Here is a 25,026-nt window from a genome sequence, read left to right as displayed (position 1 = left end):
TCCAGGCAACCCACGCGCCCGAAAGGCGCGTGGTCCGATGGCCAGCTTACAGCTTGTTCCCGCGCTGCTGGATCATCATGAAGGTGTCGAAATTGTATTCGGCGATCTGCGCCCACAGATAGTGTTCCTTGCGGAACGCCGTGATCGAATCCCAGATCTTCTTGAAGCCCTCATTCGAGGCCATCATCTCGGCATAGACCTCGTTAGACTTGTCGAAGCAAGCCGACAGGATTTCCTGGCTGAACGGGCGAAGCTGGGCGCCGTTGGCAACGAGCGACTTCACCGCGGTCGGATTCAGGTAGTCGTACTTCTGCAGCATGTTTGCATCGGCGGCCTGCGCAGCCGTGCGGACCAGCGACTTGTAGGCCGGCGACAGTTCCTCGTACTTGGCCTTGTTGAACATGAGGTGGACGGTCGGGCCACCTTCCCACCAGCCCGGATAGTAGTAGTACGGCGCGACCTTCTGGAAGCCGAGCTTTTCGTCGTCATAAGGGCCGACCCACTCGGCAGCGTCGATGGTACCTTTTTCCAGCGCCGGATAGATGTCGCCGCCGGCGAGCTGCTGCGGCACCACGCCGAGCTTCTCGACCACCTTGCCGGCGAAGCCGCCGATGCGCATCTTGAGGCCGGAAAGATCGGCCAGCGTGTTGATTTCCTTGCGGAACCAGCCGCCCATCTGGGTACCGGTATTGCCGCCGGGGAACCCGACCAGCCCCTGCTTGCCAAGAAATTCATTGTAAAGGTCGATGCCACCGCCGTGGTAGTGCCAGGCATTCATGCCACGCGCGTTAAGCGCGAACGGCACGGCAGAGCCGAGCGCCCATGCAGGGTCCTTGCCCCAGTAGTAGTAGCCAACCGTGTGGCAGGCTTCGACCGTGCCGGCAGTCGTGGCATCGGCGGCCTGAAGGCCGGGAACGATTTCGCCAGCCGCAAACACCTGAACGGTGAAATTGCCGTCGGTTGCCTCCGAAAGCATCTTCGAGAAGACTTCGGCGCCACCGTAGATCGTGTCGAGCGACTTCGGGAAGGACGATGTCAACCGCCACGTGATCTTAGGATTGGATTGGGCGATTGCCGGCGTGGCAAGCGTTGCGGCAGCGGCCGCAGCCCCTGCGCCGGCCGTACCGGCCTTCCGAATGAATGAACGACGATCCATCAACTTCCTCCCTTTCCGCAATAGGAATTTTTTTGCCCGATCACCGTGAATTCGTTTCGCTATCGGCAATCGGTGCAATGAGACAATACACACCAGACCTCTCTAGTCCAGCGGGCCGGACGTTAGCACAGCCAATATGGTTGCAGCTTCTCTTAAGCTGTCAAAAAGCTTGCAACTATAGTCGAACAATCTTCGGCTGGCGCAATGGCCAAGGCGAACTTGCCGTGGCAAAACGCCTTCATATTGCCTATCTTGAGTGCAGCTAGATCGCAGATCGCCAACGGATCAACCAAAAATGCTTCAGCCGCTCGTCGCCGTCTCCACTGACGTCAAGCAGTTCGAGAACTACACCTGGCATGCCGTGCCGCAGCAATATCTCGAGGCGGCGATTTCCGGCGCCGGCGTGCTGCCCGTGCTTGTGCCGTCGTTCGGCGACAGGCTCGACCTCGATGAACTCCTGTCGTCAGTCGATGGCGTGATGCTGACCGGCTCGAAATCGAACGTGCACCCATCGCTCTACGGCGGTGATGCCGGCGAGGCCAACGGTCCTTACGACGAGGCGCGCGACTCGACAACGCTGCCCCTGATCCGCAAGGCAATCGAGCGCGGCGTACCGCTGCTTGCGATCTGCCGCGGCATCCAGGAGATGAATGTCGCCCTTGGCGGTTCGCTTGCAACCGAAATCCAGGAACGCGAAGGCGCGCTCGATCACCGCGCGCCGGTCAGCGACAAGCAGGACGAGCGCTTTGCCATCCGCCAGAAAGTGTCGATCAAGCCGGGAAGCTGCCTTGCCGGTGTGTTCGGCGCAGGCGAAATCGCCGTCAACTCCGTGCATCGGCAGGCCGTGGATCGGCTTGGCCCGAAATTGCAGGTCGAGGCGGTGGCCGAGGACGGCACGGTCGAGGCGGTGTCAGTCAAGGACTCGCGCGCCTTCGCCGTCGGCGTTCAGTGGCATCCGGAATATTGGGTGAAGTCCGACAGCGTGTCGCAACAGGTGTTCAAGGCCTTCGGCGATGCGGCCCGGCTTCACGCAGCAGCCCGCACGGGCACTCGCGCCGCGGCGGAGTGAGCGCTTAGCGTTTCCTGACGCCCGCCGTTTCCGGCACGGGCGTCAGCGGCCTTCCGGCCGAGAACCAAGCCACCAGATTATCCACGCACAGATCGGCCATGGCCTGGCGGGTATGCGCTGACCCTGACGCCACATGCGGCAACAGCATGGCATTGGGCGCGTCGAGCAGTGCCTGCGGCACATGCGGTTCATTAGCGAAGACATCGATGCCGGCGGCAGCGATAGTGCCATCGGCCAATGCTTTTGCCAGCGCATCCTCATCGACCGTGCTGCCGCGCCCGGTGTTCACGAAAACGCCGTTCGGTCCAAGCGCAGCGAAGATTTCAGCATTGACCGCCTTTTCTGTCGAGGGACCGCCGGGCGCAATGCAGATCAGCGTGTCCACCGCCTCGGCAAGCGCCTTCAACGTAGGATAATAGGCATAACCAACGCTCTCGACCGGGCGGCGGTTGTGGTAGGCGATCGGCAGGCCGAACCCTTCCAGCCGCTTTGCAATTGCCAGCCCGATGCGGCCCATGCCGAAAATGCCGATGCTGCGCTTTCGCAACGTCAGCGGGCTTACCGGTATCGGACCTTGAGAAGCCCACTTGCCAGCCCTCAGCCAGGCCTCGGCTTTTGGCAATTCGCGCAGCACGGAAATGAGGATGCCGACGGTTGAATCGGCGACTTCTTCGGTCAGCACATCCGGCGTGTTGGTGACCATCACGCCGCACTTCGCAGCATGGCCGACATCGACCGAGTCGTAGCCGACGCCGATCTTGGCGATGATCTCCAGCTTCGGAAACGCGTCGATGAACGCGGCGTCGATCTCGCCGAAGGTGGCGATGCCGCGCACCGCCGCCACGTCGGACGGATCGACAAGCGAAGCGTCAGGCCTTTCGATCTCAAGGAGCCTGAAGGCCGAGGCGATGCGGCTTATGGCGTGGTCGTGCAGGGTTCCCGGCACCAGTATGGTGACGGGCGCAGGCGATGCGGGATCGGTCATGAACGTTCCACAGGCCGTCCGGTCGACTGGCGCACATGCAATTCCGGCTTGATGAGATCCTGCGACAGATGCACCGGCTGGCCGTTCAGCTTGTCGAGAAGCGCACTCGCGGCGCGGCGGCCGACCTCGCGCTGGCCGTTCCACACCGTCGTCAGAGCCGGCGTGGCAATGGCCGCTTCTTCCAGATCGTCATAGCCGGTAACAGAGATGTCATGGCCCGGCAGGAGGCCGGCCCGCGCGATGCCGTTCATCAGGCCGATGGCGACGAGGTCGTTCCAGCAGCAGGCAGCCGTGGGCTTGTCCTTCAGCGCCAATAGCTGGTTCGCCGCCTCGAACCCGCCCTGCTTGGTGCGAGGGCCGGCGATGCGCCAGGATGGCTTTACCTCAAGGCCTGCTTCCTCCATCGCGTGGACATAGCCTTGGTAACGGTCGCGGCCGGTGGAGGTCTGGTCGGTGCCGCCGATCATGGCGATGCGCTTGTGACCGAGCGAGATGAGGTGGTTGGTGGCGAGCGCCGTTCCATAGGCGTCGTCACCGCGGAACACAGGCACATGGGCACCATCGACGTCGCGGGCGATCAGCACCGCCGGCAGGCCGTTTTCCTCGGCCATGAGTATGTCCGACGCCGGCGTATCGATGGCCGGCGACATGATCACGCCATCGGCGCCCAACTGCAAAAGCGTGTCGATGAAGGTGCGCTGCTTGTCCAGCTGGTCGTAATGGTTGGACAGGATGAAGGTCTGGCGCGAGCGGTCCAGTTCATGCTCGATGGAGCGCAGGATCTCGGCGTAGAACGGGTTCATGATGTCGTGCACGACGACACCGACAATGCCCGAGCGCGAGGTGCGCAGGCTGGCCGCACGGCGATTGTAGATATAGCCGATCTCGCGCGCATGTTCCTTGATGCGGTCGCGCGTCGACCCGGCCACCAGCGGACTGTCGCGCAACGCCAGCGAGACGGTTGCGGTCGAGACGCCCAATGCGTCCGCGATCGTCGAAAGCTTGATTTTCTGTGCCAGCGCCTCGGGTCCCCACCGCATTAGATCAGGATGAGCGTGGATCTGACCATCCAAGCCATCCGGCATTTAAACAGTTTAAATGCGGCTTATGCCATCGTTCTGCAGCGAATCAAAGCTTTTTTGCCACCACCTCGGTTTCGGCGCCAGGCCCGGCCTGATTGCGAACGCGCAGCCTGTGCTCGCGATGGATGATGTAGAGCCCGCTGGCGACGATGATGCCTGCGCCTGCCAGCGTCCAATTGTCCGGGAACTGGTCGAAGATGAACCAGCCGAACGCGATCATCCAGATCATTTGCAGATAGGGATAAGGCGCAAGCGAGGTGGCGGTTGCCTGCCTGTAAGCCTGGATCAGGCACCAGTGGCTGACCCCGCCAAAAAAGCCCAGCATCAACAGAATGAACCAATGCCAGGCGTCCGTTGGCAAGGTCACCGAAAACGGCAGCGTCGGCAACAGCAGCGCGGCCGGCGCCAACGCAGCGAAAAGCACGAGGCTTTCCGGCGTTTCGGTAGCCGACAGGCGCCGGGTCATGATGACGTAGAAACAATTGGACAGCATCGAGCACAAGGCAAAGAGGTGGCCGATGCCAAAGACGCCGACACCGGGACGGGTAATGACCAGAACGCCAATGAAGCCGGCAAAGATGGCCAGCCAGCGCCGCCAGCCGGCCCATTCGCCAAGCATCGGCCCGGCAAGCGCGGTGATCACCATCGGCCCGAAGAAATAGATCGACGTCGTTTCGGCCAGTTGCAGGTAGCGCAGGGCAAGGATGTTGAAGACAGTCGAGCCGGCCAGGAAAAGGCCGCGCAAAACGTGCGCCGGCAGGCTTGCGGGACGAAAGCGGCTGACGCTTTGCCACCCGCGAAACAGCACCAGCACCAGAACGACATGCCCGGCAAAGCGCACCCAGGCGATGAAGAGCGGCGCGATGCCGGCAAGCACCAGATACTTGCTGGACGAATCCAGGAAAGTGAACAGGATATAGGTGACGACCATATAGAGGATGGCCGCGACAGGCGTCGCGTTGTCGTCCGGTCGGGGGGAGGTGTTCACAGCAAAGCCTGAATCAACGTGCTTTCTCGTTGTGTCAGCTTTGTGCCAACCCGCCACGCGCTGCAAGCGCAAATGCGGCTGGCCTATCCGAAAAGGCCCGGCAATCTCCCGATGCTATTCCTCGGCTTCGGGCTCTTCTTCGACCATGACTTCCGCACCGGAAAGATTTGCCTCGACGCGCGCCAGAAGCTTGTAGAGCGCCTTCTGATCCTTCTTGTCGAGGCCCTTCAGCGCCTGCTTTTCGGTCTTCTTCACCGATTTCTCGATAGCCATGATCATTTCGCGGCCGGAATCGGTCAGGAAGATATGGGCCTGCCGGGCATCGGAATTCGAAGCCCTTTTATCCAGGAAACCCTGTGCCTGAAGCCGGTTGATGGTCTTGGTGATGGTCGGGGGGCGAACGCCCAGCCGATCGGCGAGCGTACCCGGCGTTTGCCCATCCTCGCGATCGAGCGCGAGCATGATCTGGTCCTGCCCGGCGTAAAAACCGTGCGCGAGCAGCCGCGCCGCAAGCGCGGTACGCGCCAGCCTGGCAGCCGAATGCAGCCGGCTCATAGTCGCTGTTCTGTCAGCCTTGGCCATGTCTTCCCCTCAATCCGGACAGGCGGCACGATAGCACACGCCGCCATTTACACTGGCTTTGATTTTGGTCCCGACGAAACCCTTTTGCCGGCAATCAAAACCGCAGCGGCTTGCTTATGACAGAACCGCATTGCAGTTTCATGACACTGTTTATCCGGCTGACTTGTTTTGCGAACAGGCTACCCAGCTCCCTTAAGCCGACTGTCCGGCACACCAGCCTGATGACCATGCCCATTGGAAATTATAGCCACCGAGCCAACCGGTAACATCGACGACCTCGCCAATGAAATAAAGGTCCGGCATGGCCTTCACCGCCATCGTCTTTGAATCGAGATCGCGCGTATCGACACCGCCCAGCGTCACTTCCGCCGTCCGATAGCCCTCCGAACCGGCAGGTTTGACGCGCCAGTCGTTGACGGCAGCTTCGACGCGACGAAGTTCGCGGTCCGGCAGGTCGGCCATGTTTCCCGATATGCCCAACTGCTCCGCAATCATCTGGGCGAGCTTTTTCGGCAGCAAGGCAGCCAGCGCGGTCTGCAGCGCCTGCTTGCCATTTTCGGCCCTTGCCGAACGCAGCGCCGCGAACAGATCGGCGCCCGGCAACATGGCTATGCCGATCTCGTCGCCTTCACGCCAGTACGACGATATCTGCAGGATGGACGGGCCGCTAATGCCGCGATGGGTAAACAGCATGGCTTCCTCGAACTGCGTCTTGCGGCAGGAGACGACGGCATCGACGGCGATGCCGCTGAGCGGCTTAAGAGGCTCCAGCGTGTTCGGCTCGAAGGTCAGCGGCACCAGCGCGGGCCTGGTTTCAACCAGCCGCACGCCGAACTGCGCGGCAATGTCGTAACCAAGGCCCGTCGCGCCCATCTTGGGGATCGATTTGCCGCCGCATGCCACGACCAGTGAGGCGCAGCGTACCGAACCCGTTTCCAGGGCGACGTCGAAGCCGTCCGCGGTCTTGTCGATTTTTTCCACGCGCGTGTTCAGCCGAAGCGCAGCGCCGTGGCGCTTCATTTCATCCAGCAGGAGCTGGATGATCTGCGTGGCCGAGCCATCGCAAAACAATTGCCCCAGCGTCTTTTCGTGAAAGGAGATGCCGTGGCTTTTGACCAGCGCAATGAAATCATGCTGCGAGTAGCGTTTCAGCGCCGAAATGCAGAAATGGGGGTTCTGCGAGAGGAAATTCTTTGGTGCGGCATGGATGTTGGTGAAGTTGCAACGTCCGCCGCCGGAGATGCGAATCTTCTCGCCGGCGCTACGGGCATGGTCGATGACGAGCACCCGGCGCCCGCGCCGTGCCGCCTCGATTGCGCACATCATGCCGGCAGCGCCCGCCCCAATGATCAATACGTCGACCGAATCCACGCGGCGCCCCTAGGTCGTGAACTCATAAATCTGGTCGAAATGGTGTGAGGTCATCTGTTCGGATACGCGGAGAAAGAGCGCAGGAAATGTCATTCATTTTCAAGCTCTTTCGACAAAGTAGCCGTGCAGATGGACCACATCCTGCGGACGCCGGAACGGCTGCATGCTGCCGCGTCGAACCGCTCGGCCGATGGCCCACATCGCCCTTCGCGCTTCTCCTCGCAGCTTTTTGCCGTTCCAGGCGCCATTTCGATCACATTTATGAGTCCACGACCTAACACAACAAGTCTCCTATAGCGTTTGATCGCAGCCTTACATCAGATTTTCATCGCACCGGTGCGCAATCTGGCCCAACGCGAAACGGTTTGGATTCGTCGTGCAAAACGCAGCCAAGCATCCTATATGGAGCCCACATTCCCTTTCGAGGCCCGACATGAGCGACACCCAGACGCAAATTCCCGTAACCGTTCTGACAGGCTATCTCGGCTCGGGCAAGACCACCTTGCTCAACCGGATTCTTTCGGAAAACCACGGCAAGCGCTACGCCGTCATCGTCAACGAGTTCGGCGAGATCGGCATCGACAACGACCTGATCGTGGAATCCGACGAAGAAATCTACGAGATGAACAATGGCTGCGTGTGCTGCACGGTGCGCGGCGACCTGATCCGCGTCGTGGAAGGCTTGATGCGGCGTCCGGGGCGCTTCGACGCCATCGTGGTGGAGACGACAGGGCTCGCCGATCCGGTGCCGGTGGCGCAGACCTTCTTCATGGACGAGGACGTGCGCTCCAAGACCAAGCTCGATGCTGTCGTTGCGCTGGTGGATGCCAAGCACCTGCCGCTGCGCCTGAAGGATTCGAAGGAGGCGGAAGACCAGATCGCCTTCGCCGATGTCGTGGTCCTCAACAAGACCGATCTCGTCACGGACGATGAGTTGCGCGACGTGGAAGCCACCGTGCGTGCCATCAACCCGGCGGCGAAAATCCACCGCACCCAGCGCTCGGGCGTCGATCTCCGGGAAGTGCTCGACCGCGGCGCGTTCGATCTTACCCGCGCGCTGGAAAACGATCCGCATTTCCTCGACGCGCATGACGATCACGACCATGACCATGAATGCGGTCCGGATTGCGACCACGATCATCACCACCACCATCATCATGATCACGACCATCACGGCCATGACCATCATGACCACGCCCACCCGTCAGCCATCCATGACGTGACGGTGCAGTCGGTGTCGCTGCGCGGCGGCGAGATGGACTCGCGAAAATTCTTCCCGTGGATCGAGAAGATCACCCAGATGGAAGGCCCGAACATCCTGCGCCTGAAAGGCATCATCGCCTTCAAGGACGACCCCGACCGTTACGTCGTGCAAGGCGTGCACATGATCCTCGAGGGCGATCACCAGCGCGCATGGAAAGACGGCGAGAAGCGCGAGAGCCGGCTTGTGTTCATCGGCCGCGAACTCGATGCCGAGCGGCTGAAGAAGAGCTTCGACGCCTGCCAGGCCGTGACTGCAAACTGACCCATGCCGACAGTCGCACCGCTTGATCTCGACGGCCACTGCCTTGCCGCCGTCTTCCTGAACAATGTTCCGCATTTCGCGCTGGCAGACGGCGCGGTGCATCGGCTGGATCACGGCCACAAGACGGTCGAGGCCAATGACGGCCTGCTCGCGACATTCCACGATGCAGTGAACGACCGGCTGATCACTGGCGGCGAGGACGGAAAGGTGTTTGCCGTCAAGAGCGAGGGGGTGGTCGAACAACTGGCCGATGCCGGCAAGAAGTGGATCACCAGCGTCTCCGCCGGCCCGCAGGGAGCAGTAGCCTATGCCTCCGGCAAGATCGCCTATGTGCGGTTTTCTGACCGCAAGTTGAAGGAATTTGTCCATCCGCGCTCGGTCGAGGGCATCGCCTTCGCACCGAAAGGCATGCGCATCGGCGTTGCCCGCTACAATGGCGCGACGCTGCATTTCCCGGCGGCAGATGGCAAGCCGACGGAACTTGAATGGGCCGGCGCCCATACCGGCATCGCCTTTTCGCCCGACGGCAATTTCCTCGTCACCACCATGCAGGAAAACGCCCTGCACGGCTGGAAGCTTGCCGATGGCAAGCACATGCGCATGAGCGGCTACCCAGCCAAGGTCAAGAGCCTGTCGTGGTCCGCGAAAGGCAAGTGGCTGGCGAGTTCCGGTGCGCCGGCGGCAATCGTATGGCCATTCCAGGCCAAGGATGGCCCGATGGGCAAGGCACCATTGGAGCTCGGCACGCGCGGCAACAGCATGGTGACCTGCGTCGCCTGCCATCCAAGCCAGGACGTCGTGGCCATCGGCTACGAAGACGGCATGGTCATCGCGGCCCGCTTCACCGACGCCAAGGAAGTGCTGCTGCGCCGGCCCGGCAAGGGCGCCATCACCTCGATGATGTGGGACAGGGAAGAACGCCGCATCGTGTTCGGCTCCGCAGCCGGCGACTGCGGCGTCATCGACATAACCGCCTGACCAACACCCGACGACTGCCCAGCGCAAAGACCTTTGCTGGCCGGATTGCCGTCCTCATGCCGCATTGGCTATGAGTGGCGGCCATGACCAGACACGACGACATCACCTTGGGCGGCATTGCCCGCAACCGGATCGAGCAGATCCGCGATACCGAATCCGAAACCTTCCGGGCCGCCCGCCCGAAAAGCGAGGCAAAGGTCGGCAACGGCATTGCCGGCTTCCTCGGCGGCGTGCCGATGCACTGGATGAAGGACTGGCCGACGCCCTTCCCGATCGTCGTCGATCAGGCCAAGGGCGCGACCATTACCGACATCGACGGCAACCGGCTGGACGACTTCTGCCTTGGCGACACCGGCTCGATGTTCGGCCATTCGCCGCCGCCAGTCGCACGCGCCATCCGCCGGCAGGCCGGGCGCGGCCTGACCTACATGCTGCCTTCGGAAGACGCGCTGGCCATCGGGCCGCTGCTGCAGGAAAAGTTCGGCCTGCCGTTCTGGCAGATCGCGACGACCGCTACGGATGCCAACCGCTTCGCGCTGCGTATTGCCCGCGCGGTCACCGGGCGCGAAACCATCCTCGTCTTCAACGGCTGCTATCACGGCTCGGTGGACGAGACGATGGTTCGGCTGAAGGACGGCCGCGCCATCAATCGTCCCGGCCTCGCGGGCGAATTCCGCGATCTCACCCGCGCAACCAAAGTGATCGAGTTCAACGACCTGCCCGCCCTTGAAGCCGCGCTGGCTGACAAATCCGTTGCCTGCGTCATCACCGAACCGGTGCTGACCAATTCGTGCATGGTGCTGCCGGAACCCGGCTTTCATGCAGCGCTTCGCAAGCTGACACGCACAGCCGGTACGCTTCTTTTGATCGACGAGACGCACACGATCTCCACCGGCCTTGGCGGTTACACGAAGGTTCAGGGGCTGGAACCGGACCTGTTCGTGCTCGGCAAGCCAATTGCCGGCGGCGTACCAGCCAGTATCTGGGGCATGAGCGACGAACTCGCCTCGCGTTTTGCCGCTTATGAACGCTCCAAGGAGCCCGGCTACTCCGGCATGGGCACGACGCTATCGGCCAATCCGCTGCAATTCGCCGCGATGCGGGCGACGCTTGAAGAGGTGATGACGGCAGAAAACTACGCCCATATGGAACATCTGGCACGGCGGCTTGACGCCGGGCTGACGGCCGTGATCGACCGCTATCGCCTGCCCTGGCACGTCGCCCGCGTCGGCGCGCGCGTCGAGTTCATCTGTGCACCGGGGCCGCTCAAAAATGGCGGCGAGGCAGAAGGCGCGCATGTGCCGGAACTGGAAGCCGCAATCCATGTCGCGCTGGTCAATCGCGGCGTGCTGATCGCACCGTTCCACAACATGATGCTGATCTCGCCCGCCACACGCGTCGCACAGGTCAACCGGCTGATCGCGGCCTTTGCCGATGTTGCCGCGAAACTTGCGGCGTGAGACAAGCACGATAGCGTCCACCAGAGTTTCATCATGACATCACCCTCGGGCTCGAAGCCCAGCGAAGCGCAGGCCTTTCTCGACCGGCATCCGGAGATCGAGGCCTTCGATATCGTCTTGACCGATTCCAACGGCGTCGGGCGCGGCAAGATCGTACGCCGGCACGAGCTGATGAGCATCTATGAGGGCGGGCGGCATATGCCGATCTCGATCCTCGGCCTCGACATCACCGGCGAGGACGTCCACGAAACCGGCCTGATCTGGGATTCAGGCGACGGCGACCTGCGCGCATGGCCGCTTCCCGGCACCCTGGTGCCGCTCTACGGCACCAGCCCTGCGCGCGGGCAGGTGCTGATGGCGATGTACCACCTCGACGGCGCGCCGATGACGTCGGACCCGCGCCATGCGCTGGCAAGGCAGGTCGAGGCGCTGGCAAGCAAGGGCCTGCATCCGGCCGGCGCGTTCGAACTGGAGTTCTTCCTGCTGGCCAACGAGCGCGACGCCGACGGCAAGGTGCAGCCCGCCCGCGCCGTTCTGGACGGGCGCAAGAGCGGCAAGACCGAAGTCTATTCCGTCGACCACCTGCACGGCATGGAGCCGCTGTTCTCCGACATCTATGCCGCTGCCAAGGAACAGGGCGTTCCGACCGAAACGGTGATTTCGGAATATGCGCCGGGCCAGTACGAACTGACGCTGCACTACCGCAAGGATGTGATGCGCGCCGCCGACGACCTCATCCTGCTCAAGCGCATCGTGCGCGCGCAGGCGCGCCGTCATGGCGTCACCGCCTGCTTCATGGCCAAGCCGATCGAATCCTATGCCGGCTCCGGCATGCATTTCCATGTCTCGTTGCTCGACCGCGAAGATCGCAACGTGTTCACAGAAAAGGCCGGCGAAAGCTGGTCGCCGCTGCTGCTCAACGCGCTGGGCGGGCTTGCCGACACGATGGCTGAATCGATGCTGGTGTTCGCGCCGCATGCCAATTCGTGGCGTCGCTTCGTCGCGCAATCCTATGCGCCGGTAGCGCCCACATGGGGCGTCAACAATCGCTCGGTGGCACTGCGCGTGCCCGCCGGCGAGGCGAAGAACCGGCGTATCGAGCACCGCCCTTCCGGCGTCGATGCCAACCCCTACCTCGTTGCTGCGACGGTTCTTGCCGGCATTTCGAAGGGGCTGGATGAAAAGCTCGACCCCGGCCCCGAAACGACGGGCAACGGCTACGAAGCCGCCGAGGACGCGCGCAGCGTCATGCCGGCAGACTGGCGCGAAGCCATCAAGGCGGCGCAAGCCTCGGAATTCCTGCGGACGGCGCTCGGCGACGACCTGCACCGGACCTTCACATCGATCAAATACGCCGAGTATCTGCGCGTAGCCCGCACCATCAGCGAACTCGACTACCACCTCTATCTGCACGAGGTTTGACGCCTGCCCGGCAGGCGCACTCCGTTCATGGGGTACGTCAAATTTAATAGCGCAACCGGTAAAAAGAACATATCATGAACAAATGGCTACGCTCACACTTCGCGAAAAACTCGCCATCCTCTCGGATGCGGCCAAATACGATGCATCCTGCGCATCGTCCGGCTCGGTAAAGCGGGACTCGCTGAAGAGCGGCGGCATTGGCTCGACCGAAGGCATGGGCATCTGCCATTCCTACGCGCCGGATGGCCGCTGCATCTCGCTCCTGAAAATCCTGCTGACCAATTTCTGCATCTATGATTGCAGCTATTGCATCAACCGTTCGTCGTCCAATGTCCCGCGCGCGCGGTTTTCTATCGACGACGTGGTGCGGCTCACCATGGACTTCTATCGCCGCAACTACATTGAGGGCCTGTTCCTGTCTTCCGGCGTGATCCGTTCACCCGACCAGACGATGGGCGAGATGGTCGAGGTAGCGCGGCGGCTCAGGCTTGAGGAAAAGTTCGGCGGCTACATTCATTTGAAGACCATTCCCGAATGCTCGGCCGAACTGATCGAGCGGGCGGGCCTTTATGCCGACAGGCTCTCGATCAATATCGAATTGCCCACGGACGAAAGCGTGAAGAAGCTTGCGCCGGAAAAGAAGCCGGAAACCATCCGCCTATCGATGGCCAAGCTGCGTGCGAAGATCGAGGAAAAGGCCGAGCCGACACTTAGGACGAAGACACGCGAACGCTTTGCACCCGGCGGCCAGTCGACGCAGATGATCGTCGGCGCAGACAAGACCAGCGACGACGGCATCCTGAAAACCAGCGCGCGGCTTTACGGCAGCTATCAGCTACGCCGCGTTTATTACTCCGCTTTCAGCCCGATCCCGGATTCCTCATCGGCACTGCCTTCGCAAAAACCGCCGCTGTTGCGCGAACACCGGCTTTATCAGGCAGACTGGCTGATGCGCTTCTACGGCTTCGGGCAAGGCGAAATTCTGCAAGGCACAGCCGACGGCATGCTGGATCTTGCCATCGATCCGAAGCTCGCCTGGGCGCTGCGCAACCGCGGGCAATTTCCCGTCGACGTCAACCGCGCATCCCGGGAAATGCTGCTGCGCGTGCCGGGGCTTGGCACGAAGGTGGTGGACCGCATCCTGCAGACGCGCCGCCATCGGCGCCTGAGGCTGGAAGACGTGGGCCGGCTTTCGAAATCGATTGCCAAGCTCCGTCCCTTCATCACCGCAGAAGGTTGGTCGCCGGGAGCGATGACGGACATGGCGGCGCTTCGCCAGACAATCGTGCGGTCTTGCGAGCAACTGGCGCTGTTTTGACCCATGCAGACGATGCAATTCGCCCTTTCCCCGTTCAGCGTCGCGCTTGCCGGCGAAACCGATTTCGCCGGCTGGCGGAATGCAGCGCGAAAGCTGGCCTTGAACGATATCAGTCCGCAAGCCGTGACGTGGGTAATCGATACCAATGCCGCCGATGAGGACAAAACTCTTCCGGAAGCGCCTGACACTACAAGCCTCAACGTACCGCGCAGCTTCGTTACGCGCGCCGAATCCGTCATCTGCCACCGCGACTCCGAACGTTTCGCCCTGCTTTACCGCCTGCTCTGGCGCTTGAGGCGTGAACCCAAGCTTCTTGAGATCGCCTCCGACCCGGATGTTCGTCGCTTCGAGGCGATGGAAAAGGCAGTCGGGCGCGACATGCACAAGATGCGCGCATTTGTGCGCTTTCGCCGGATCGAAACAAGCAACGGCGAGCATTTCGTTGCCTGGTTTGAGCCGTCGCACTTCATCGTTGAGCGCAACGCGCCATTTTTCGTGCGTCGCTTCACCGGCATGTGCTGGACCATCTTGACGCCCTGTGCCTCGGCAAGCTGGAACGGCGAAACCCTGTCCATCGGACCGGGCGCGTCGAAAACGGACACTCCTGCCGAGGATGCCGCCGAAGATCTATGGCAAACCTATTTCCGGAACATTTTCAACCCCGCGCGGCTGAAGGTGCAGGCGATGCAAAAGGAGATGCCCAAGAAATACTGGCGGAACTTGCCGGAGGCCGCGCTCATTCCTGACCTGATCGCAGGAGCGGACGAGGCCGCGAAAGAGATGATTGCGCGGACGCCGACACAACCCGCGGCCCATCACGCCAAGGTGCAAGCCCTGCATTGGCCGGCAACGGATGCACATGCCGATAATGAGGACGGAAATTATACCTCGCTGGATGCCATGCGGAACGCCGCCATAAGCTGCCGGCGCTGCCCGTTGTGGCGCGATGCCACCCAAACGGTGTTCGGAAACGGTCCGCCCGATGCGGAACTCATGTTTGTCGGCGAGCAGCCGGGCGATCAGGAAGACATTGCTGGCAAGGCGTTCGTCGGACCGGCAGGCAAGGTGTTCGACGCAATTCTGACTGATGCCGGCATCGACCGGCAGAAAACCTACGTCACCAACGCGGTCAAGCACTTCAAGTTCGAGCCGCGCGGCAAGCGCCGCATCCATTCCAGGCCGAACGCAGGCGAGGTTCAGGCTTGCCGCTGGTGGCTCGACAAGGAATTGGCGTTGGTAAACCCGCGTCTGGTCGTGGCTCTCGGCGCGACCGCTGCCCTCTCCCTGCTCGGCAAGAGCATTGCGGTGACGAAAATGCGTGGCGAGGTGGTCGAACGCATAGATGGGCTGCGGGTATTCCTCACCATTCATCCGTCTTTCATTCTGCGCATTCCCGACGAGGCACAGAAGGAAGCGGAACGCCGGCGCTTTCTTAACGACATGCGGGCCGTGAAGAAGCTGATGGCCTGAAGCTGGAGGCCGCCATCAGCCTGCCTCATCTCGATCCGAGCCGGATCTGGGTCGCCTGCCGATCGCGTCGCTCAACCTTTGGCACGCATTGCGCACCGTTTCCTCGTCGTTGCTCTCGCTAACGATGATCCGGCGCCCGGACGGAGTGATCGCACGGCAGCGAAAATAGGGATCGCCCTCGGAATCCTTGTCCCGAATAACGACCGGATCAGCCATCACCTTCAATGAGAAGGTTTCGGTGCTTCGGCGCAACAGCCATCTTTCATTCACCGTCACCTGGCCGTTGACGACGGTCATGCGAAATCGCGGCGTTCCGAAGAAGTAGCTGCAACCGCCAAGGCCAAACAGCCAGAACAGGCCGAGAATGGCCCATTCGACTGCCGGATCATATTGCCGAAAGCCGCCGTCGCGCATGAAAATATAGGTGAACAGGCACAGAAACCCCGTCCAGATGGCCATGAAGACCCAGCCGGCGACCGCCATATTATTGCGAAATTCCAGCCGCTCGTCTTGCAGTTGCCGTGCCCTCACACGCAATGACGGCAACCCTCTACATGAGGATCTTTAAGCTTGCGCGCGACGATTCGTGAAAATTTTCTGCAATCACCGAATGAGAATTGCCCGCAGATCATTGACGTTGGTGCCGGTCGGGCCGGGCACGAACAGATCGCCAACCGAATTGAACGCCGTCCAGGCGTTGTTGCCGGCCAGCATCGCCTTGGCGTCGACACCGGCTGCGCGCATACGCGCCACGGTCGAGCCATTGGCGAAAGCGCCGGCATTGTCCTCCGAGCCGTCGATGCCGTCGGTATCGGCGGCCAGCGCCTCGATTCCGTCATGGCCGTCGATGCCGATGGCGAAAGCGAGCAGGAACTCGCTGTTGCGTCCGCCCTTGCCCTTTGCGCGCAAGGTCACCGTCGTCTCGCCGCCGGACAAGAGCAGCACCGGCTTCTTGAAAGGCCGGTTGCGGGTGGCGATCTCGCGGGCGATAGCCGCATGGACCGACCCGACCTCGCGCGCCTCGCCCTCCAGCGAATCCGACAGGATCACCGCTTCGATGCCCTGCCGCTTGGCCTCGGCCGCGGCGGCCTCCAATGATACGGCGGCGGAGGCGATAATCTGCACCTCGTTGCGGGCGAAGCGCTTGTCCTTCGGGTCCGGCGCATCGGCAGCCGGCGAATTGATGTGCGCCATGACGGCGGCCGGAAGCTTCATGGCGTAGGTTTCGATGGCTTTCAGCGCATCGGCGCGGCTTCCCGTGCTCGGCACGGTCGGACCTGAAGCCACGAGTGCCGGATCATCGCCCGGAATGTCCGACACCACGAGCGACACAACCTTCGCCGGCCAGGCGGCGGCGGCCAGCCTGCCGCCCTTGATGGTCGAGACGTGCTTGCGGATGGTGTTCATGGCGGAGATCGGCGCGCCTGAGGCGAGCAGCGCCTCGTTGACGGCAATCTCGTCGGCAAGTGTCAGACCAGTGGCGGGGGCAGCCAGCAGCGCCGAACCACCGCCACACACCAAGGCTATCACCAGATCGTCTTCGGTCAGGCCCGAAACCTTCGCCATGACCCGCTTTGCGGCTTCCAATCCCGCCGCGTCCGGAACCGGATGCGAGGCTTCGACCACCTCCAGATGCCTCGTCGGCGCACTGTAGCCGTAGCGCGTAACGATCAGGCCATCCACCGGTCCGTCCCAGACATTCTCGAAGGCAGCAGCCATCTGCGCTGCTCCCTTGCCGGCGCCGATGACGATCGTCCTGCCTTTCGGCTTGGCCGGCAGGTGGCTGCGAATGGTCTTTTCCGGGTCGGCGGCGGCAACGGCAGCGTCGAAGATGGATGTCAGGAAGCGCTTGGAATCCATGCAGGGGTCGCTTTTCTAGTTGGATTTCTGGGCGGGCAAAGTCAGCTTGTCACGGTCGTGGCCGAGATATTCGCACAAGGCATCGAAGACAAGCTTCGCCTCCTGGCGCTTGATGGTCTCGATGTCGTCGGCGACGGCCATCGGCACTCCTCCCGGAAAGTCGCCAGACGCTTTGGCCGATCAGTGTGCCTGGGTCAAGCGGGAGTTAGGCCAAGCGGGCAATTCGCCTCAGGCGGCAAGCTCGCTCTTGGCCGGATTTCCGGCGATGTAGACCTCGCGTACGGCGCGGTCGTCACCAACCGTCTGCAGCAGGAAAAGCTCCTCGGCCAGCGTCCTGACTGTTTCCATCCTCAGCCGCGTAACCGGTGTCGCGCCTGCGTCGAGAACGATGATGTCGGCATCAGTTCCAACCTCGAGCGTACCCACCTTGTCGGCAATCGAAAGCGCCTCGGCATTGCCCCGCGTGAGTTGCCAGAACGACTGGAACGGGGTCAGCTTCTCGCCCTGCAGCGCGATGACCTTGTAGCCTTCGTCCATGGTGCGCAGCATAGAATAGTTGGTGCCGCCGCCGACATCGGTGGCCGCCGCGATGCGGACCGGATTCCGGCGTGAGCGCAGGCGCTGGTATGGGAACAGGCCCGAACCGAGGAACAGGTTCGAAGTCGGGCAAAACACGGCGATCGAGCCCGTCGCCGATAGCGCATCCGCTTCGCGCTCCGACAGATGGATGCAATGGCCAAGCAGGGTTTTCGGCCCCATCAGGCCGTAATGCTCGTAAACGTCGGTGTAGTCTTTCGACCACGGATAAAGTTCCTGGGTAAACGCGATCTCGGCGTGGTTTTCCGACAGATGCGTCTGGATATGCAGGTCCGGAAATTCGCGCGCCAGAGCGCCGGCCATTCCCATCTGCTCGGGCGTCGACGTGATGGCAAAGCGCGGCGTGATGGCATAGTGCTGGCGGCCCTTGCCGTGCCATTCGCCGACCAGCGCCTTGGTGTCGTCGTAGCTGGATTGCGGCGTGTCGGTCACGCCGTCCGGCGCATTGCGGTCCATCATCACCTTTCCGGCAATGTTCAGCATATTGCGCCCGTGCGACTCGGCAAAAAAGGCGTCAGCCGACGATTTATGCACCGAGCAATAGGCCGCGACCGTCGTGGTGCCGTGGCGGATCACTTCGTCGAGGAACAGGCGCGCAATGCGGCGTCCATGCTGCGCATTCTCGAACTTGGTTTCTTCCGGAAACGTATAGGTGTTCAACCACTCCAAAAGTTCAGCGCCATAGCTGGCGAGGATCTGCATCTGCGGGAAATGCATGTGGGCGTCGATGAAGCCGGGCAGAAGGAGATGCGGCCGATGGTCGATGACCTTGACGCCCTCGCCTGCCTGCTTTGCAACTTCGGCATAGGCACCGGCAGCGACGATCTTGCCGTCGCGCAACAACAGCCCGCCATCTTCCTCGTAGCGATAGGCGGCATGGTCGTCGATTGTCTCGGGCCAGCGCAGGAAGGAGAGCGTGCGGCCACGCAGCAGGGTGGTGGTCATCTGGCCAGCCGCCATCACTTCTTCGCTTCCTCGAACCAGGCGACCAGCATGGCGCGCTCCTTGTCGGTCATCTGGGTCACGTTGGCCGGCGGCATGGCATGGCTGCGCCCGGCCTGCAGGTAGATCTCTTTGGCATTCGCGGCGATACCGGCATCCGTGTCCAGCGTCACGCCCTTCGGCGCATGATAGATGCCCTCATAGGAGGGTTCGGCAGCATGGCACATGGCGCAGCGGCCAAGCACGGTGTCGCGTACTGCCGGGAAATGGGCGGAAGCGACGAATTGCTCGCCAGCCGCGCTCACCTTGGTCTCTCCGGTCAGCACCTTCGGCACGGTCGAGAGCCAGATGATGATGATGAACAGGATGCCTGCGGCGAGCCAGGTCCAGGTCGGATTGCCCTTTCGGGCATGCTGGCTGTTGAAGAAGTGGCGGATCAGCACGCCGATGATGAACACCAGCGAAGCAATAACCCAGTTGAACTGCGTACCGAATGCCAGCGGATAGTGGTTCGACAGCATCAGGAACAACACCGGCAGCGTTAGGTAGTTGTTGTGGACCGAGCGTTGCTTGGCGATCTTGCCGTATTTCGGGTCCGGCTGGCGGCCGGCGATGAGGTCGGCAACGACGATCTTCTGGTTCGGAATGATAACCATGAAGACGTTGGCCGACATGATCGTGGCGGTGATGGCGCCAAGATGCAGGAAGGCTGCGCGGCCGGTGAACAGGTGCGTCAAGCCCCAGGCAATCACCACCAGCACGCCATAGAGCAGCAGCATCAGGCCGGTATCGCTCTTGCCGAGGAAAAGCCTGCACAAGAGATCATAGAAGAGCCAGCCGACACCGATGGTGGCAAGTGAAATGCCAATGCCGACCGGCACGGAAACGTCGAGCACGTTGGGGTCGATCAGGAACAAATCTGCACCGGTGTAATAGACCACGCACAGAAGCGCGAAGCCCGACAGCCACGTGGCGTAGGATTCCCATTTGAACCAGGTCAGGTGTTCCGGCATCTCCGCCGGTGCGACGAGATATTTCTGGATGTGGTAGAAGCCGCCGCCGTGAACCTGCCATTCCTCGCCGTAAGCGCCCGCCGGAAGGCCGGGCCGCTGGCGCAGGCCCAGATCGAGCGCAACGAAGTAGAAGGAGGAGCCGATCCAGGCGATGGCGGTGATGACATGCAGCCAGCGCACGCCGAACGCCAGCCAATCCCAGAATATCGCGAAGTCCAGCATGCTCCATCCCTTCCTGCCGAGCCTCGGACATTAGCGGTATCGCGCTCCAAACGAAAAGGGGTGGGAAATACGATGACTTTCAAAAAAAATTGGAAAATACTATGGTCATTCTACGCAGCCAGATGAGAGCCACGAAATCAGCGCATGGCCTATCTCGACAATATCGCCGTATTCGTCCGTGTGGTGGAACTTGGCAACCTTTCGGCAGCGGGGCGCGATATGCGCATCTCGCCGGCGGTGGCGTCCAATCGTATCAAGGAACTTGAAAAGCATCTCGGCGTGCGGCTGTTCAACCGCACCACGCGGCAGCTCATGCCGACCGAGCACGGCACGGTGTTCTATAACGGCGCCAAGCAGGTGCTCGATGCAATCGTCGAGGCGGAAGCTGCGGTTTCCGCCCTGTCCGGCCAGCCCCGCGGCACCATTCGCGTCACCGCACCGCTCGGCCTTGGCCGCCGCCTCATCGCCTCCGGCATCCCCGATTTTCACGACAAGTACCCCGATATCGAAGTCCGGCTGCGGCTTTCGGACCATAATGTCGATATCCTGAAGGAAGGCATCGATGTCGCGTTCCGACTGGGCGTCATCGAAGACTCCTCGCTTCGCCTGCGCGGCATCATGGACTGCGAGCGCGTTCTGGTCGCATCGCCCCAGTACCTCGAAACGCGGGGAGAACCGCAGGATGTTCAGGAACTGATCGGCAGGAAGCACGACTGCCTGATGCTGCGCTATCCGAGCTCGCGCGAATTCTACTGGATGCTGCAGACAGAAAACGGCCCGCAGAAATTCGAATTTCGCGGCCCCTTCGACAGCGACGACGGCGACGTCCTCACCGGTTGGGCCGTGGCCGGACGCGGCATCGTCAACAAGCCGCGCTTCGAGGTCGCCCCCTATCTGCGCGACGGGCGGCTGCGCGTCATTTTGCAGAAGACGCCACCGACCCCGGTCCAGCTTGCGGCGGTCTATCCGCACAAGAAGCTGCAAGACCCCAAGGTGCGCCTGCTGCTCGATTTCATGGCTGAGCGCTGCCAGAGACTGATCCGCGACATTCTGGCCGAGTCATAGGCATTCAGGGAACAAATTTCCTCCCTATATGTTGTTTGGAACGTGCCATTTCGCGCGCGTTCCAATCCTTTTGCGCCCAGCGCACACAGGCTTTTATGACCAATAAATCAGGCAGGAGAATACGATGGCTACCATCGCCACGAAAAACGACCTGAAATCAAACACCCGCAACACCTCGATAGAAATCCTCAACGGCCGGCTTGCCGAAGTCATCGATCTGGCACTGATCACCAAGCAGGCCCACTGGAACGTCAAGGGACCGCAGTTCATCGCCATTCACGAAATGCTGGACACTTTCCGCAAGGAACTTGACGGCCATGTCGACACCATCGCCGAACGAGCGGTGCAGCTTGGCGGAACCGCCGTCGGCACGTCGCAGGAGGTGTCGAAGAGGACCTCGCTGAGGCCCTATCCGACGGACATCCACAAGACCAAGGACCATCTCGCGGCGCTGATCGACCGCTATGCCGATGCCGGCAGGTCGGCCCGCAAGGCGATAGACGAGACCGACGAAGCAGGCGACGCCGACAGCGCGGACATCTTTACCGCCTATTCGCGCTCGCTCGACAAGCTGTTGTGGTTCCTAGAAGCCCACACGCAGGAAAAAGAGTAAATCAGCCTGTTCTTTCCTTCGCGACACCGGCGTGCGCCGCATCAAGGGCGAAGGCCGTCATGATCTCGGCTGCGGCAAGCGCCGCAATCACCGATGGCCGCTTGTCCTTCACGGCCTCGCCGCCGATCGGTGAGACGAGACGGGCAAACTCCGCCTCGGTTCCGCCTGCCGTTTTCAGGAACCAGCTTTTGAACGTGGCCTTCTTGGTCTTCGAACCGATCATGCCGACATAGGCTGCATCCGGCCGCTGCAGCGCCTCGGCTGCAATCAGGAAGTCGAGCGCATGGTCGTGGGTCAGGATGGCGAAAGCCGAACCCGCTGGCGCTTCCCTCACCGCCTCTTCCGGCACTGGCGTCAACCTCGCTTCGACGCCTTGCGCCAATCCGTCGAACGCCTCGGGGCGTGTATCGACGATTGTCGTCTGCACCGGCATCAAGGCGCATGCTGCCGCCATCGCATGGCCGACATGACCGCCGCCAAATATATAGAGGTGCGGCAAGCGTTCCTCCTCGCCTTGTTCGCGCAGGACAAGATTATCCGCTATTTGCGGATCGCCAAGGCGGATGGAGACAGCCACGCGGCCTCCGCAGCACTGCCCGATTTCGGGGCCAAGCGGGATATCCAGCATCGTTCCGAAGCGATCCGTGCTGTAGGGAGCAGCCCTGCCGGTCTTGCCGTGGTCGGGGCGCAGCAACTGCCGGGCCTTGTCGATAGCCATGTATTCGAGCTGTCCGCCGCCGATCGTGCCGTGGGTCCGGGTCGGCGAAACCAGCATCACAGCACCCGCTTCGCGTGGCGTGGACCCCTTCGTGCCGGCCACTTCAACCAGGGCAAAGCGTTTCGCGTCAGTCAAAAAAGCCTTCAGGCTTTGCAGTTTCGAGGACATGACCTTCATTCCCTCATGGGAACATAGCATCTTTCACGGATAATTTCTTCAAGCCCATCAGGCAGCCCCGCGAACCTGCGCCTTCAGCCGCTCGATGGCCATCAAGACACGCTCAGGCGTGGCGGGCGCATCAAGGCGCGGGCAGATCTTGTGGTCGGCCACACTGGCAACAGCGTCCGCCAGTGCGTGCAGCACGGCAAGCCCGAGCGGCAAAGGCGGCTCGCCGACCGCCTTCGAGCGATGCACCGTCGGCTCGTAGGCTTCCGACCAGTTGGTCAGCGCGACGTTGAAAATCTTTGGCCGATCCGATGCCAGCGGGATCTTGTAGGTCGAGGGTGCATGCGTGCGCAGGCGGCCCTTGTCGTCCCAGACAAGCTCCTCTGTCGTCAGCCAGCCCATGCCCTGCACGAAGCCGCCCTCGATCTGGCCGATGTCGATCGCTGGATTGAGCGAGCGGCCGGTGTCGTGAAGGATATCGGTGCGCTCCACCACATATTCGCCGGTCAGCGTGTCGACCGACACTTCGGAGCAGGCCGCGCCATAGGCGTAGTAGTAGAAGGCGTGGCCCTTGCCACGGCTGCGGTCCCAGTGAATCTTCGGCGTCTTGTAAAAGCCTGCCGCCGACAGATGCACGCGTGCGATATAGGCCTGCTTCACAAGCTCTGCAAAGCTGATCTCCTCATTGCCGACGCGCACGCGGTTAGGCAGGAACACCACCTGTTCCTTCGGAATCTGGTGCGTTTCGGCGGCAAAGTCGATCAGCCGGTTCTTGATCTGGCGCGCTGCGTCCTGCGCCGCCATGCCGTTCAGATCGGCACCCGACGAAGCAGCCGTGGGCGAGGTGTTCGGCACCTTGGCGGTCGTCGTCGCCGTGATCTTCACCTGGTCAATGTCGATCTGGAACTCCTCGGCCACCACCTGCGCCACCTTGAGATGCAGGCCCTGCCCCATCTCGGTGCCGCCGTGATTCATGTGCACGGAACCGTCGGTGTAGACATGCACCAGCGCACCGGCCTGGTTGGACTCGGTCTTGGTGAAGGAGATGCCGAACTTGACCGGCGTCAGGGCCAGGCCGCGCTTGATGTAGCGGCTGTTGGCATTGAACGCCGATATCTCGCGGCGGCGCCCGGCATAGTCGGCGCTTTCTTCGAGTTCGGCGACGATGCGCTGGATAATGCAGTCCTCGACCTTCTGGTGATAGGGGGTCACGTTGCGGTGGCCCTTGGTGCCCATCGGGTCGTAGAAATTGAGCTTGCGGATTTCGAGCGGGTCCTTGCCGACCGCGAAAGCCACTTCATCGATTACGCGCTCGGCCCCGACCATGCCTTGCGGGCCGCCGAACCCGCGGAACGCCGTGTTCGACACCGTGTTGGTATAGAGCGGCGCCGAACGGGCATGCACATGCGGATAGAAATAAGCGTTGTCGCAATGAAACAGCGCGCGGTCTCCGACCGGACCCGACAGGTCGGCGGAGAAACCGCTGCGCAAGGCATACATGTAGTCGATGGCGAGGATGTTGCCCTCGTCGTCGAAGCCGACATCGTAGTCGATGACGAAATCGTGCCGCTTGCCAGTGGCGGTCATGTCCTCGTCTCGGTCCATGCGAACCTTGACGGCGCGCTTCAGCTTCTTGGCCGCAATGGCTGCAAGGGCCGCGCACTGGTTGGCCTGCGTTTCCTTGCCGCCAAAGCCGCCGCCCATGCGCCGCACCTCGACAGTCACGGCATGGCTCGGCACGCCGAGCGCATGGGCTATCATGTGCTGGGTTTCGCTAGGGCCTTGCGTCGAGCAGTAGACGATGACCTCGTCGTCCTCGCCCGGCACTGCGAGCGACACTTGCCCTTCCAGATAGAAATGATCCTGTCCGCCAAGGCGCATGCGTCCCTTGATGCGGCGGGGCGAAGCCTCAAGCGCGATTTCCGGCTCGCCGCGTTTCAGGATCAGCGGCGTGGTCACCAGCTTGTCGTTCAACGGATCAAGATTGCCAATGTCGATGATCGTCGGCAGTTCCTCATATTCGATCCTGGCAAGGCGCGCGGCGTAGCGAGCCTGCTCGCGCGTTTCGGCAATCACGCAGAAAATCGGCTGGCCGTGGAACTGGACCTTGCCTTCAGCCAGAACCGGATCGTCATGCATGCCGCTAGGCGAAATATCGTTTTCGCCCGGAACATCGGCATAAGTCAGAACATCGACCACGCCGGGGGCGGACCGTACCGCCGACAGGTCGACCGACTTCAGCAGCGCGTGGGTAACGGAGGACAGTCCAAAGCCGGCATGGAGCGTTCCGCTCGGCTCGACGATGTCATCGATATAGACGGCGGTGCCGGTCACATGCTTGTGTGCGGAATCGTGACGCTGGGTGGAATGAACGCCACCGGCGATCTTTTCTGCCTTGAGGTTAGGGGTATGCTTGGTCATGGCC

Annotated in this window: 22 protein-coding genes; 9 read left to right on the top strand and 13 right to left on the bottom strand. The window is 61.9% G+C overall.

Translation table 11 applies throughout. From position 1 onward, the window contains the following. Positions 1–46: 46 nt before the first annotated feature. Positions 47–1,156 carry a TRAP transporter substrate-binding protein gene (locus tag ASD50_RS12560; protein ID WP_056241426.1) on the bottom strand — a complete coding sequence of 370 codons (1,110 nt, stop codon included), beginning with the start codon at positions 1,154–1,156 and terminating at the stop codon, positions 47–49. Positions 1,157–1,451: 295 nt separating this feature from the next. On the opposite strand from ASD50_RS12560, the gene ASD50_RS12555 reads away from it, so the two are divergent. Beyond that, positions 1,452–2,225: a gamma-glutamyl-gamma-aminobutyrate hydrolase family protein gene (locus ASD50_RS12555; protein WP_056241425.1), complete on the top strand. Its 774-nt coding sequence runs from the start codon at positions 1,452–1,454 to the stop codon at positions 2,223–2,225. Positions 2,226–2,229: 4 nt separating this feature from the next. Here ASD50_RS12555 and ASD50_RS12550 read toward each other — a convergent pair whose 3' ends face one another. The 5 genes from ASD50_RS12550 to ASD50_RS12530 all read right to left on the bottom strand — a co-directional run bounded on the left by ASD50_RS12550 (position 2,230) and on the right by ASD50_RS12530 (position 7,233). Next, positions 2,230–3,210 (bottom strand): 2-hydroxyacid dehydrogenase, encoded by a 981-nt coding sequence (locus tag ASD50_RS12550; protein ID WP_056241423.1) that lies wholly within the window; start codon positions 3,208–3,210, stop codon positions 2,230–2,232. Next, positions 3,207–4,250, bottom strand: coding sequence for a LacI family DNA-binding transcriptional regulator (locus ASD50_RS12545; protein WP_244484503.1), 1,044 nt, complete (start codon positions 4,248–4,250; stop codon positions 3,207–3,209). Before ASD50_RS12545 ends, ASD50_RS12550 begins: the two co-directional genes overlap by 4 nt. A gap of 88 nt (positions 4,251–4,338) precedes the next feature. Next, positions 4,339–5,223, bottom strand: coding sequence for a DMT family transporter (locus ASD50_RS12540; protein ID WP_056241601.1), 885 nt, complete (start codon positions 5,221–5,223; stop codon positions 4,339–4,341). A 171-nt stretch (positions 5,224–5,394) separates the two neighbouring features. Continuing rightward, entirely contained in the window at positions 5,395–5,862 is a 468-nt protein-coding gene (locus ASD50_RS12535; RefSeq protein ID WP_056241421.1) for a MarR family winged helix-turn-helix transcriptional regulator, read from the bottom strand. A 192-nt stretch (positions 5,863–6,054) separates the two neighbouring features. Then, complete coding sequence (locus ASD50_RS12530; RefSeq protein WP_056241417.1) at positions 6,055–7,233, bottom strand: NAD(P)/FAD-dependent oxidoreductase; 1,179 nt, start codon at positions 7,231–7,233, stop codon at positions 6,055–6,057. Positions 7,234–7,666: 433 nt separating this feature from the next. Between ASD50_RS12530 and ASD50_RS12525 the strand changes: the two genes are divergently transcribed. The 6 genes from ASD50_RS12525 to ASD50_RS12500 all read left to right on the top strand — a co-directional run bounded on the left by ASD50_RS12525 (position 7,667) and on the right by ASD50_RS12500 (position 15,406). After that, a complete protein-coding gene (locus ASD50_RS12525) occupies positions 7,667–8,758 on the top strand; it encodes a CobW family GTP-binding protein (protein ID WP_056241416.1) in 1,092 nt (363 codons plus the stop codon). Between the two features lie 3 nt (positions 8,759–8,761). Further along, positions 8,762–9,736 carry a WD40 repeat domain-containing protein gene (locus tag ASD50_RS12520; RefSeq protein ID WP_056241413.1) on the top strand — a complete coding sequence of 325 codons (975 nt, stop codon included), beginning with the start codon at positions 8,762–8,764 and terminating at the stop codon, positions 9,734–9,736. 83 nt (positions 9,737–9,819) lie between these two features. Then, entirely contained in the window at positions 9,820–11,196 is a 1,377-nt protein-coding gene (locus tag ASD50_RS12515) for an aspartate aminotransferase family protein (protein WP_056241410.1), read from the top strand. A 33-nt stretch (positions 11,197–11,229) separates the two neighbouring features. Next, positions 11,230–12,618, top strand: coding sequence for a glutamine synthetase family protein (locus tag ASD50_RS12510; protein WP_056241407.1), 1,389 nt, complete (start codon positions 11,230–11,232; stop codon positions 12,616–12,618). 82 nt (positions 12,619–12,700) lie between these two features. Continuing rightward, a complete protein-coding gene (locus tag ASD50_RS12505; RefSeq protein ID WP_056241403.1) occupies positions 12,701–13,936 on the top strand; it encodes a putative DNA modification/repair radical SAM protein in 1,236 nt (411 codons plus the stop codon). Positions 13,937–13,939: 3 nt separating this feature from the next. Further along, positions 13,940–15,406 (top strand): UdgX family uracil-DNA binding protein, encoded by a 1,467-nt coding sequence (locus tag ASD50_RS12500; protein ID WP_056241400.1) that lies wholly within the window; start codon positions 13,940–13,942, stop codon positions 15,404–15,406. A gap of 15 nt (positions 15,407–15,421) precedes the next feature. Here the strand turns inward: ASD50_RS12500 and ASD50_RS12495 are convergent, their stop codons facing one another. The 5 genes from ASD50_RS12495 to ASD50_RS12480 form a co-directional block, all read right to left on the bottom strand. After that, positions 15,422–15,865 (bottom strand): hypothetical protein, encoded by a 444-nt coding sequence (locus tag ASD50_RS12495; protein WP_156465057.1) that lies wholly within the window; start codon positions 15,863–15,865, stop codon positions 15,422–15,424. 144 nt (positions 15,866–16,009) lie between these two features. Next, positions 16,010–17,266 carry a glycerate kinase gene (locus ASD50_RS12490; protein WP_056241392.1) on the bottom strand — a complete coding sequence of 419 codons (1,257 nt, stop codon included), beginning with the start codon at positions 17,264–17,266 and terminating at the stop codon, positions 16,010–16,012. A gap of 15 nt (positions 17,267–17,281) precedes the next feature. Continuing rightward, positions 17,282–17,407 carry a hypothetical protein gene (locus ASD50_RS24080; protein ID WP_274533318.1) on the bottom strand — a complete coding sequence of 42 codons (126 nt, stop codon included), beginning with the start codon at positions 17,405–17,407 and terminating at the stop codon, positions 17,282–17,284. Positions 17,408–17,494: 87 nt separating this feature from the next. Next, positions 17,495–18,808: a guanine deaminase gene (gene guaD / locus ASD50_RS12485; protein ID WP_056241598.1), complete on the bottom strand. Its 1,314-nt coding sequence runs from the start codon at positions 18,806–18,808 to the stop codon at positions 17,495–17,497. 14 nt (positions 18,809–18,822) lie between these two features. Further along, positions 18,823–20,040 carry a urate hydroxylase PuuD gene (locus ASD50_RS12480; protein WP_056241389.1) on the bottom strand — a complete coding sequence of 406 codons (1,218 nt, stop codon included), beginning with the start codon at positions 20,038–20,040 and terminating at the stop codon, positions 18,823–18,825. 144 nt (positions 20,041–20,184) lie between these two features. Between ASD50_RS12480 and ASD50_RS12475 the strand changes: the two genes are divergently transcribed. Continuing rightward, positions 20,185–21,105, top strand: a complete 921-nt coding sequence (locus tag ASD50_RS12475) for a LysR family transcriptional regulator (protein ID WP_056241385.1) — start codon at positions 20,185–20,187, stop codon at positions 21,103–21,105. Between the two features lie 124 nt (positions 21,106–21,229). Next, positions 21,230–21,718 carry a DNA starvation/stationary phase protection protein Dps gene (dps, locus tag ASD50_RS12470; RefSeq protein ID WP_056241382.1) on the top strand — a complete coding sequence of 163 codons (489 nt, stop codon included), beginning with the start codon at positions 21,230–21,232 and terminating at the stop codon, positions 21,716–21,718. Between the two features lies 1 nt (position 21,719). Here the strand turns inward: dps and xdhC are convergent, their stop codons facing one another. Continuing rightward, a complete protein-coding gene (xdhC, locus tag ASD50_RS12465; protein ID WP_056241595.1) occupies positions 21,720–22,604 on the bottom strand; it encodes a xanthine dehydrogenase accessory protein XdhC in 885 nt (294 codons plus the stop codon). A 57-nt stretch (positions 22,605–22,661) separates the two neighbouring features. Continuing rightward, on the bottom strand, positions 22,662–25,022 hold the full coding sequence (gene xdhB / locus ASD50_RS12460) for a xanthine dehydrogenase molybdopterin binding subunit (protein ID WP_056241590.1): 2,361 nt from the start codon (positions 25,020–25,022) through the stop codon (positions 22,662–22,664). Positions 25,023–25,026: the final 4 nt, after the last annotated feature.

The organism is Mesorhizobium sp. Root552 (assembly GCF_001427285.1).
Taxonomy (GTDB): Bacteria; Pseudomonadota; Alphaproteobacteria; order Rhizobiales; family Rhizobiaceae; genus Mesorhizobium.
This window is presented reverse-complemented; position numbering and strand designations above follow the sequence as displayed.

Bases quoted from the DNA above. Each gene is read 5' to 3' on its own strand.
- ASD50_RS12545 (WP_244484503.1), bottom strand. From the start codon at position 4,250: ATGCGGTGGGGACCCGAGGCGCTGGCACAGAAAATCAAGCTTTCGACG.
- ASD50_RS12555 (WP_056241425.1), top strand. From the start codon at position 1,452: ATGCTTCAGCCGCTCGTCGCCGTCTCCACTGACGTCAAGCAGTTCGAG.
- ASD50_RS12475 (WP_056241385.1), top strand. From the start codon at position 20,185: ATGGCCTATCTCGACAATATCGCCGTATTCGTCCGTGTGGTGGAACTT.
- ASD50_RS12480 (WP_056241389.1), bottom strand. From the start codon at position 20,040: ATGCTGGACTTCGCGATATTCTGGGATTGGCTGGCGTTCGGCGTGCGC.
- xdhB (WP_056241590.1), bottom strand. From the start codon at position 25,022: ATGACCAAGCATACCCCTAACCTCAAGGCAGAAAAGATCGCCGGTGGC.
- ASD50_RS12560 (WP_056241426.1), bottom strand. From the start codon at position 1,156: ATGGATCGTCGTTCATTCATTCGGAAGGCCGGTACGGCCGGCGCAGGG.
- ASD50_RS12540 (WP_056241601.1), bottom strand. From the start codon at position 5,223: ATGGTCGTCACCTATATCCTGTTCACTTTCCTGGATTCGTCCAGCAAG.
- ASD50_RS12490 (WP_056241392.1), bottom strand. From the start codon at position 17,266: ATGGATTCCAAGCGCTTCCTGACATCCATCTTCGACGCTGCCGTTGCC.
- ASD50_RS12495 (WP_156465057.1), bottom strand. From the start codon at position 15,865: ATGGCCATCTGGACGGGGTTTCTGTGCCTGTTCACCTATATTTTCATG.
- ASD50_RS24080 (WP_274533318.1), bottom strand. From the start codon at position 17,407: ATGGCCGTCGCCGACGACATCGAGACCATCAAGCGCCAGGAGGCGAAG.
- ASD50_RS12500 (WP_056241400.1), top strand. From the start codon at position 13,940: ATGCAGACGATGCAATTCGCCCTTTCCCCGTTCAGCGTCGCGCTTGCC.
- dps (WP_056241382.1), top strand. From the start codon at position 21,230: ATGGCTACCATCGCCACGAAAAACGACCTGAAATCAAACACCCGCAAC.
- ASD50_RS12510 (WP_056241407.1), top strand. From the start codon at position 11,230: ATGACATCACCCTCGGGCTCGAAGCCCAGCGAAGCGCAGGCCTTTCTC.
- ASD50_RS12515 (WP_056241410.1), top strand. From the start codon at position 9,820: ATGACCAGACACGACGACATCACCTTGGGCGGCATTGCCCGCAACCGG.
- ASD50_RS12550 (WP_056241423.1), bottom strand. From the start codon at position 3,210: ATGACCGATCCCGCATCGCCTGCGCCCGTCACCATACTGGTGCCGGGA.
- ASD50_RS12520 (WP_056241413.1), top strand. From the start codon at position 8,762: ATGCCGACAGTCGCACCGCTTGATCTCGACGGCCACTGCCTTGCCGCC.
- ASD50_RS12535 (WP_056241421.1), bottom strand. From the start codon at position 5,862: ATGGCCAAGGCTGACAGAACAGCGACTATGAGCCGGCTGCATTCGGCT.
- ASD50_RS12525 (WP_056241416.1), top strand. From the start codon at position 7,667: ATGAGCGACACCCAGACGCAAATTCCCGTAACCGTTCTGACAGGCTAT.
- ASD50_RS12505 (WP_056241403.1), top strand. From the start codon at position 12,701: ATGGCTACGCTCACACTTCGCGAAAAACTCGCCATCCTCTCGGATGCG.
- guaD (WP_056241598.1), bottom strand. From the start codon at position 18,808: ATGACCACCACCCTGCTGCGTGGCCGCACGCTCTCCTTCCTGCGCTGG.
- xdhC (WP_056241595.1), bottom strand. From the start codon at position 22,604: ATGTCCTCGAAACTGCAAAGCCTGAAGGCTTTTTTGACTGACGCGAAA.